This window comes from Mycobacterium sp. GA-2829, from assembly GCF_001499965.1.
GTDB lineage: Bacteria > Actinomycetota > Actinomycetes > Mycobacteriales > Mycobacteriaceae > Mycobacterium.
This window is the reverse complement of sequence record NZ_LQIT01000011.1, coordinates 114718-122862: the sequence shown is the minus strand read 5'-3', so window position 1 is coordinate 122862 and position 8145 is coordinate 114718. Positions and strand designations below refer to the sequence as shown.

At 69.0% G+C, this 8145-nt stretch carries 7 protein-coding genes and 1 tRNA gene; 2 read left to right on the top strand and 6 right to left on the bottom strand.

From position 1 onward, the window contains the following. From AU194_RS08465 to AU194_RS08455, 3 genes are all read right to left on the bottom strand, one after another. A partial coding sequence (locus AU194_RS08465) for a PP2C family serine/threonine-protein phosphatase (protein ID WP_059088784.1) occupies positions 1–1313 on the bottom strand: 1313 nt, incomplete at its 3' end. Then, the gene (locus tag AU194_RS08460) at positions 1310–1774 is read right to left on the bottom strand and encodes an FHA domain-containing protein (protein WP_059088783.1); all 465 of its coding nucleotides are present in this window, start codon (positions 1772–1774) and stop codon (positions 1310–1312) included. The genes AU194_RS08460 and AU194_RS08465, both read right to left, overlap by 4 nt. 139 nt (positions 1775–1913) lie before the next feature. Further along, positions 1914–3287, bottom strand: coding sequence for a DUF3662 and FHA domain-containing protein (locus tag AU194_RS08455; protein ID WP_059088782.1), 1374 nt, complete (start codon positions 3285–3287; stop codon positions 1914–1916). Between the two features lie 220 nt (positions 3288–3507). On the opposite strand from AU194_RS08455, the gene AU194_RS08450 reads away from it, so the two are divergent. Continuing rightward, positions 3508–3590: transfer RNA gene (locus tag AU194_RS08450), tRNA-Leu, on the top strand. A gap of 88 nt (positions 3591–3678) precedes the next feature. Beyond that, positions 3679–4185: a hypothetical protein gene (locus AU194_RS08445; RefSeq protein ID WP_157575952.1), complete on the top strand. Its 507-nt coding sequence runs from the start codon at positions 3679–3681 to the stop codon at positions 4183–4185. Positions 4186–4200: 15 nt separating this feature from the next. On the opposite strand, the gene AU194_RS08440 is transcribed toward AU194_RS08445, so the two are convergent. From AU194_RS08440 to AU194_RS08430, 3 genes are all read right to left on the bottom strand, one after another. Then, entirely contained in the window at positions 4201–5397 is a 1197-nt protein-coding gene (locus tag AU194_RS08440; RefSeq protein WP_059088780.1) for an enhanced intracellular survival protein Eis, read from the bottom strand. Positions 5398–5442: 45 nt separating this feature from the next. Then, complete coding sequence (locus AU194_RS08435; protein ID WP_059088779.1) at positions 5443–6471, bottom strand: alpha/beta fold hydrolase; 1029 nt, start codon at positions 6469–6471, stop codon at positions 5443–5445. Positions 6472–6549: 78 nt separating this feature from the next. Beyond that, on the bottom strand, positions 6550–8052 hold the full coding sequence (locus AU194_RS08430) for a protein kinase family protein (protein ID WP_197417552.1): 1503 nt from the start codon (positions 8050–8052) through the stop codon (positions 6550–6552). Between the last annotated feature and the right edge of the window lie 93 nt (positions 8053–8145).

The window sequence follows — 8145 nt, the reverse complement described above, 5'->3', positions numbered from 1 at the left end:
GTGGCCGGGGTGGGCGGCGGAGTCCGGCGGGTGGTCGCAGGCGCGGGCGGCGGGCAGATCGGCAGCACCGAGCTGCCGGCCAGCTCCTCGATCTGGGCGATGGCCTCGTCGAGGGATCCGCCGGGCAGACCGGCGATCACCTGTGCGCGTTCGGATTCGCGCATGTCCTGGACGGCGAGCAGCTGGCAGCCGCGGTTCTCACCGGACTGTCCGGCGCTGATCAACGACAGTTCGTTGCGGGCGTTGAGGCAGCCCAGCAGGTACGGCTCCTGCAGCCGGTAACCGAGAAACGAGCCGTCCACACCGCGCATGATCGATACGGTGCCCTCGTGCGCGGTCACGTAGTAGTTGCTGCGCACGATCTGCCGGCCGATCGCCAGCCCGGCGAGCACGACGAGCACCAGCAGCGTCGCCGCGATGATCATGCGGCGCTTCGACCGAGGCTTCTTGACGGGCTCTTCGGGCTGCGCCACAACACGTTTCGGTGCGTTGCGCTTCGGGTTGAACGCCGAGGCGCGGCCGGCGGCGGTGTTGGGCGGGGGCTGATCGTCGTCACCGGAGACCGCGCCGGCGAGGATGGGGGCGGTCTGGCCGTAGTCGTAGTCGACCACATCGGCCACGACCACGGTGACGTTGTCGGGGCCGCCGCCGCGCAACGCCAATTCGATGAGGCGGTCGGCGCTTTCGGCGACGTCGGCGATCTGCAGCGCCTCGGCGATGGTCTCGTGGCTGACCGGATCCGACAGGCCGTCCGAGCACAGCAGATAGCGATCGCCGGCGCGGGCCTCCCGCATGATCAGCGTCGGTTCGACCTCGTGACCGGTGAGCGCCCGCATGATCAGCGACCGCTGTGGGTGGCTGTGCGCCTCCTCGGCGGTGATGCGGCCCTCGTCGACGAGCGTCTGGACGAAGGTGTCGTCCTTGGTGATCTGGGTGAGTTCACCGTCGCGCATCAGGTAGCCGCGCGAGTCGCCGATGTGGACCAGCCCGAGGCGGTTGCCCGCGAACAGGATCGCGGTGAGCGTGGTGCCCATCCCGTCGAGTTCGGGGTCGGCCTCGACGTGGGCGGCGATCGCCGAGTTGCCTTCGCGCACCGCCTGGTCGAGCTTGCTGAGCAGGTCGCCGCCGGGTTCGTCGTCGTCGAGGTGGGCCAGCGCGGCGATCACCAACTGCGAGGCGACCTCACCCGCGGCGTGGCCGCCCATACCGTCGGCGAGCGCGAGCAGGCGGGCACCGGCGTAGACGGAGTCCTCGTTGTTGGCGCGGACGAGGCCGCGATCGCTGCGCGCGGCATACCGCAGTACGAGCGTCACGGGCGTAACTCGATCACCGTCTTGCCGATCCGAACCGGCGTGCCCATCGGAACCCTTACCGCAGTCGTCACCTTCGCCCTGTCAAGGTATGTGCCGTTGGTCGATCCTAGGTCCTCGACATACCACTCGGAGCCGCGCGGCGACAGCCGGGCGTGCCGGGTGGACGCGTAGTCGTCGGTCAGCACCAGCGTGGAGTCATCGGCACGACCGATCAACACCGGCTGGGTGCCGAGCGTGATCCGGGTGCCGGTCAGCGCGCCCTCGGTGACGACGAGCTGCCGGGCCACGTTGCGTTGCCGGTTGGGCAGCAGTGAGCCGCGCAGCGCCAGCCCGCGGCGCACCATGACCGCGCCGGTGGGTGCGTAGATATCGGTGCGCAGGATTCGCAGCACCGACCAGATGAACAGCCACAGCAGCAGCAGGAAGCCGACACGCGTCAGCTGCAGCACCAACCCCTGCATCTGACGTCCTCTCCGTCCTGTTCACCGCACGTCGGTATGACCGTCGTCCGCGCCTGCTGGCAACGTCACGATACTTGGGGTTGCGATCGGGGCGAAGACGAAGCCGACAGCTTGACCTGAACGTGACCGGCGCGTGCGCTCAGTGCACCCGGACGATGATCTCGGAGTGGCCCAGCCGGATCACGTCGCCGTCAGCGAGCTGCCATTCCTGGACGGGTGCATTGTTCACCGTGGTGCCGTTGGTGGAGTTCAGATCCGACAGCAGCGCGACCTGACCGTCCCAGCGGATCTCCAGGTGGCGGCGGGAGACGCCGGTGTCCGGAAGTCGGAACTGCGCGTCCTGGCCGCGGCCGATGACGTTGGCGCCCTCACGCAGCTGGTAGGTGCGTCCGCTGCCGTCGTCGAGCTGCAGGGTCACCGTGGTGCCCACGCCCGCCGCCGGGTAGTCGGGCTGGCCGTAGCCGGCGCCGTAGCCACCCTGCTGGCCGTAGTCGTAGTCGCGCTGGGCGGGCTCGCCGTAGCCGGGGTCGGCGTAGCCGCCCGCGGGCTCACCGTAGCCGCGGCCGTAGTCCTGGCCGTAGTCCTGGCGGCCGCCTGCCGGGGCGCCGTAGCCACCGCCGTAGCCGCCCTGGTCGGGATAGCCGCCCTGATCGGGGTACCCCGGCCGGCCGTAGCCGCCGTCCTCGTGACGACCGGGGCCGCGGCCGTAGTCGTAATCGGCGCCGGGGGCGCCGTAGCCGGGCTGACCACCGGCAGGCGGGGGCGGGTAGCCGCCCGGCGCGGGACGGTAGCCCTGGTCGTAGCCGCCGCCGGGGGGCGGGCCGTAGCCGCCCTGACCCTGGCCGTAGCCGCCGCCGTAGCCACCCTGGTCGGGGTATCCGCCGCGGTCGGGGTAGCCGCCCTGCTCGGGGTATCCGCCGCGGGGCGGGTAGCCGCCCTGCTCCGGCGGGTAGGGGGCGCGGGGCTCCTGGCCGCGCGCCTCGTCCTGGGGACGTCCGTAGCCCTCGTCGTAGTACTCGTCGCCGGGACGACCCTGTCCCTGGCCGCCGCCGCGGTACGTCGGGTTGTCACTCATCGGTACTCCTGATTCTGCGGGGAACGCATGGTCTCGGTGTGCTGGGGCGGGTTCGCCTGTGGTGGAGTCGGGGTTGATCGCACCACGAGCGCGGAACTGTCCAGTGTGCAGATTCGGTGACTGTTCGAACTTGACGACCACATCACCATACGTTTGCCACCCCTGCTCACGGATGTATCCCTCCAGATGCTTGGCGAAAGTGGACGCGGTCAGGTCGGGATCTGCGCTCACCTTCGCGTGGTCGGGCACACTGAGGGTAATTACGTAATCATTCGGGGCCAAAACATGGCCGCGGCCGACGGGACGGATCCCGGCCTCGGCTTCGCGCCGCAGCAGGGCCTGCACCTCCTGCGGGACGATCGATCCGCCGAAGACGCGGGCGAATGCGTCGCCGACGGTGGATTCGAGCTTGCGCTCGATCCGGTCCACCAGACCCATGTCACCGCCCGTCTCAATTGTGGTCGTGCCTGTTCGCGCAGCCGGACCGCCGCGTGTCGGCTGGTCCGCGATCTTCCTGCATGGTATCTACCCACGTTCTGCCCGGGGGACCAACGAAACTCTGAGAATCACATCGTGGCTGGTCAGTGCGGTGTCCATCACGCCGCTGCTGGCGTTTTGGGGTCGACGCGGCGTGGGTGATAGGCTCCTGCGGTCGTTAGGGCGAGTGGCGGAATGGCAGACGCGCTGGCTTCAGGTGCCAGTGTCCTTCGGGACGTGGGGGTTCAAGTCCCCCTTCGCCCACACTTGAACGCAGAGGTCGCGGATCCTTCGGGGTCCGCGACTTCTGTGTTTGTGGGCTCGTGCCCGTCTTTGTTTCACGAGGTGCCGAATGAGCGCTACTCCGACTGATTCCGACCTGGCATTCCGCGCCTTCCTCGACGCTCACGGGCGATTGCAACATGCTCTCGCCGGTCGCGACGTGGCCGCGTGGTACGCGGCGCTCGGCGAAACACTGTGGTGGGTTTTCAGTCTCGATGAGCATTATCGGCACCACTTCGGCAAGGCGTACGAGAAACACCGTGACGACGACAGCCATGGCCAGGTGATCTTGGGCCTGCGGTTCGCGCGGAACAAGGTCGGACATCAGTTGGCATTGCTCGTCGCAGATCCGTCGGGACGCTCGGTCTTCGACTCCGCCGCCAACACCGGGTTCACCCTGGGTCAGCTTGTGTGGTGCCGCTCCGGCGACATTCTCGGCGCTGAGAAGCAGGATGACCCGCAGCGCCGCTGTTACGACCGGTGGTTGGCTGAGAACCCTGTGCGGTACGGAATCCGCCACGCCAACTACTTCTTCATACGGCGGCGCGATCGCCTCGACGAGTTGTTCGGCTTCTAGCCACCACCCGGTACCTCAGAATCCGAAGCCGAGCTGCGCGGGGACGTCGGAGGCGAATGCCGCGTCGATGAGTGGCAGTAGCGCGCCGTCGGCGCACCGCAGCCGGCCCGCGGCCGCGAACGCCGACGCCTTATGCGCGCCGAGGAACAGGCTGCCCACAACTGAAAGGTCGGTGTGGACGTCGGCGGGCCGGTCGGTCGGCGCGCATTCGGCGCGTCCGTCGCGCACATCGAGCGCGAACCGTCCGCCGCCCGCCACCTCGACCACGATCGACAGGTCCGCGCCGTAGTGCCGCGCCGCTAGCGTGGTCGGCACATCGAGCAGCCGCAGCCACAGATCGTCCACCGCCCCCGTCGTGCGCACCACCCGGGCGTCGGCGAGCAGGTACGGCAGCGCATCCCCCGGGTGGGTGTTGATCTCGACCGCGTCCATCAAGTCGAGACCCATCAGCGCCCGCCACAGCGCGGTGTGCGCGTCCGGGGTCAGCGCCGCGAACTTCGTCACCCGCGCGGTGCGGTCGGGGCGCGCGCCGTGCACGCGGTAGAACGCGAACCCGTCGGCGTGGAGCAACGCGAACAGCGACGTGCCGCCACCGCGGCCCTCCGGGCGGTCCGCGAACACGTTGTCCCACAGTGCCTTCGGCGTCGGCAATCCGCCGGGCGTGCGCAGCCGCCAGCGCTCGTAGATCTCCTCGAACTCCGCGCGGTGCTCCCCCGGCCGCACGATGCGCACCCCGCCGGGGTCGGGTACGTCGGGATGGAACGCGGCTCGCTTGCGCTCGACGCGCAGTGACTGGTCGATCGTGGCGGGACCGTATCCGAACCGGCCGTAGATTCCGCCCTCCGATGCGGTCAGCCCGGCCGCCGGATACCCCGCCGCCACGATTCGGTCGTGTAACTCGGCGAACATCGCCCGCAGCACGCCTCGCCGCCGATGGGTCGGTGCCACCACGACATCGGACACCCCCGCCATGGGCAGCACCCCGCCGCCGGGGAGCGTCAGGCTCAGGTCGAAGTACTTCGCGACACCGACGACGTCGGGGCCGTCGCAGGCCACCACCACGCCGTCGTCGGGCGTGATCGAATCCCACATGGCGTCCGCTTCGGGGGACGGCTCCTCACCGAAACCGGTCGAGGTCAGCAGCCCGATGCCGGGCCGGTCCGATTCCTCACCACCGCGGACGACGATCCCGCTCGGGCCTGATGACGTCATGTGTACCGACGGTGTCACACCCGTCGCGGGTGGCGCACACGAATATCACCGCGCGAGCAGATCCTTGATGGCCTCGTCGATGAAGCGGTTGTCGTCCGGGTTCGCGTCGCCGCCGGCGAAGTGACCGTAAACGCCTGGGATCACACGTAATTCGGCGTTCGGGATGTGGCTGACGGCGAACTCCTCGTCCTCGGGCGGGAAGTAGAGATCCTTCTCGGCGGGCACCACGATCATCTTCGCCTTGATGGTCTTCAGCGCCGCGACCTGGTCGCCGTCGAACCCTCGGCCGGGCGTCGCCCCGACGTTGCCGTTCTGCCAGGTCCACAGCATCGCCAGCAGGTTGTTAGGATCGCGACGGTCCAGGAAGAAGCCCTCCCAGAATCCGACGAGGAAGTCCTCGAGCGACGAGTAGCCCATCTTCTTGTACTCCTGGCGCCAGTAGAACGCCTGCGAGAAACCCCATCCGGCGTACACGCGCGCCGCCGCCCGCAGCCCCTTGGTGGGCTTCTCGGTGTACCAGCCCTCCTTGAACGCCGCATCGGCGGTGAGCGCTGACTTGACGCCCTCGAGGAACACGATGTTGTGCTCACTGGTCTTGGACGACCCGCAGAACGGCAGTGCGCGCTGCACCATGTCCGGATAGCTGACCGCCCACTGGTAGGTCTGCCCCGCGCCCATCGACCACCCGGTCACCAGCGGCAGAGTCTCGATGCCGAACGACGTGACCAGCTTGTGCTGCTGCTCGACCTGGTCGTAGAAGGTGACGTGCGGGAAGCGCGCGGCGTCGTACGGTGGCGGGGTGTTCGACGGTGACGACGACAACCCGTTGCCGAGCATGTTCGGGACGATGATGAAGTACTTCGTCGGGTCGAGCGCCATGCCCTCGCCGATCAGCCACTCGTTGTCCCAGTGGCGTCCCGAGTACCAGGTCGGATAGACGATCGCGTTGCTCTTGTCGGCGTTCAGTTCGCCGTAGGTCTTGTACGCCAACTTGGCGTCGCGCAGCGTGGCACCGTGCTGCAACGTCACGTCGCCGAGGTCGAAGATCTCGTAGTCTTGCGGAAACTCATCCATCGGAAACGGCCTCTTCCCACGAAATGCCCTGACCGACCGGATCGTAACGAACGCGAGCGATTGGCGCCGGGGAACGGCCTACGCCGGCGGTGCCGGCGGGTGCACCGTGATCTCGGAGACCGAGGCCTGATTGCGGCCGTCGGTGCTGCCCAGGGTCCGTACCCACACCAGCACCCGGTCGACCGGCTCCCGGCTACGCACCGCGATGGTGGTGAGGCCCGGCTGTAGCGGTGTCGGCGCGCTCAGTTCGCTGGTCTCCGCCAGGCCGGACGGGGACGGGCCGCGCGCCGACCGGAGTTCGACAACCGTTCCCGCGCTGGGTGATTCGACAGTGACCGTCCCGAGTGACGTCGGCGCGGGAAGCTCCAGCATCAGGCCGAGCCCCTCCTTGAACTTCGGGAACGGTTCGGTGTCGTAATACCGGTCCGTCGTCCACGCCGTCGCCGGGTCGCCGTCGATGACCCGGCCCGCCTCACCGGGGTTGTCGGGCCGACCGTCCGGCGAGAACACTTCGGCCCGCGCGGGTTTGACCGGCGCCTGCGCGGCGCCCGCCTTGACCGTCTCCCGCGGCGGCGGCGCGACCGGCGTCGGATCGTCCTGTAGGCCAAGCTGACCGGCGTCGATCGCCGCCGTCTGATCCGGGGCCTCGAGGACGCCGTTGAGGCTGGACCCCAACGTCACCACACCCACGGCCACGACGGCGGCCGCCGCACCGATCGTCGCCCGCAGCACGCTCCTGCGGGCGGCCTGCTTCTCCTCGGCCGGTCCGAAGTTGCGGAACGTCGCGTAGACGCCCGGCGGTGGCGGGTCGAGCGGCGGCAGGACCCGGATGTCGGCACCGTCGCCCGCACCGTCGTGCGCGGCCTGTCGCAGCATCGTCACCAGGGTGGCCGCGCTGGTGATACCGGGCTGTGGCCGGACCAGACCGTCCGCGGTGGCAGAGACCAAATACGGTGCGTCCGAGCGCAACTCAGCCAACGGTACGGGTGTCTCGTCCTCCGGCCAGGTACCGGTCAGCAGCGCGTAGAGGCAGCATCCGATCCCGCGCAGATCACCGTACGGCGTGGTGTCGGGCAAGGTAGCCGGAAAGGCGAGTACTGCGTGTCCTGCCGTGCTGACCCGGATTCGCGCCGGATGGTCGACGCCAAGGCGAAGGCTTGCGCGGTGGGCGACCTCGGCGGCCGTCGCGAGCGTTTCGAGTGCTCCCGCCGCGGCGACCGGTGAGGGGCCCGTCCCGGCGACCTCGGTCAGGGTGCCGCCGGGCACCCACTCCCCCACCACGACCCCGTAGCGCCCGGTGTGCAGGACGTCGAGGATGGGGGCGATGCCGGCGGTGTCGAGGCCGCGCAACCGCACCGTCTGCGACAGGATCTCATTCACCCACTCCACGGGCAGCGTCGCACTCGCATCAACAACGGTGAGCGCCACGTGCTGACCACTCGCCAGGTCGACGGCCTGCCAGAATTCGAGCAGCGACGTGGCGCCGTGCGCCGCCACGAGTCGATAGCGCCCGCCGACGATGGCGCCGGGCACATGAATCGGTTCGGTCGGCCGATCCGCGTCGAGATGTCCAGTCGTCAAGGGCCAACCTCCTGCGCCCGTCATAACCGGCTGCGCCGCGGCCTAAACCGCCGCACATCGATGAAACCGTCACGAATCGGGGTGGTTTGAACG

Excerpts from the sequence above, each read along its gene's own strand:
- AU194_RS08460 (WP_059088783.1), bottom strand. The coding sequence starts at position 1,774 with ATGCAGGGGTTGGTGCTGCAGCTGACGCGTGTCGGCTTCCTGCTGCTG.
- AU194_RS08455 (WP_059088782.1), bottom strand. The coding sequence starts at position 3,287 with ATGGGTCTGGTGGACCGGATCGAGCGCAAGCTCGAATCCACCGTCGGC.
- AU194_RS08445 (WP_157575952.1), top strand. The coding sequence starts at position 3,679 with ATGAGCGCTACTCCGACTGATTCCGACCTGGCATTCCGCGCCTTCCTC.
- AU194_RS08440 (WP_059088780.1), bottom strand. The coding sequence starts at position 5,397 with ATGACGTCATCAGGCCCGAGCGGGATCGTCGTCCGCGGTGGTGAGGAA.
- AU194_RS08435 (WP_059088779.1), bottom strand. The coding sequence starts at position 6,471 with ATGGATGAGTTTCCGCAAGACTACGAGATCTTCGACCTCGGCGACGTG.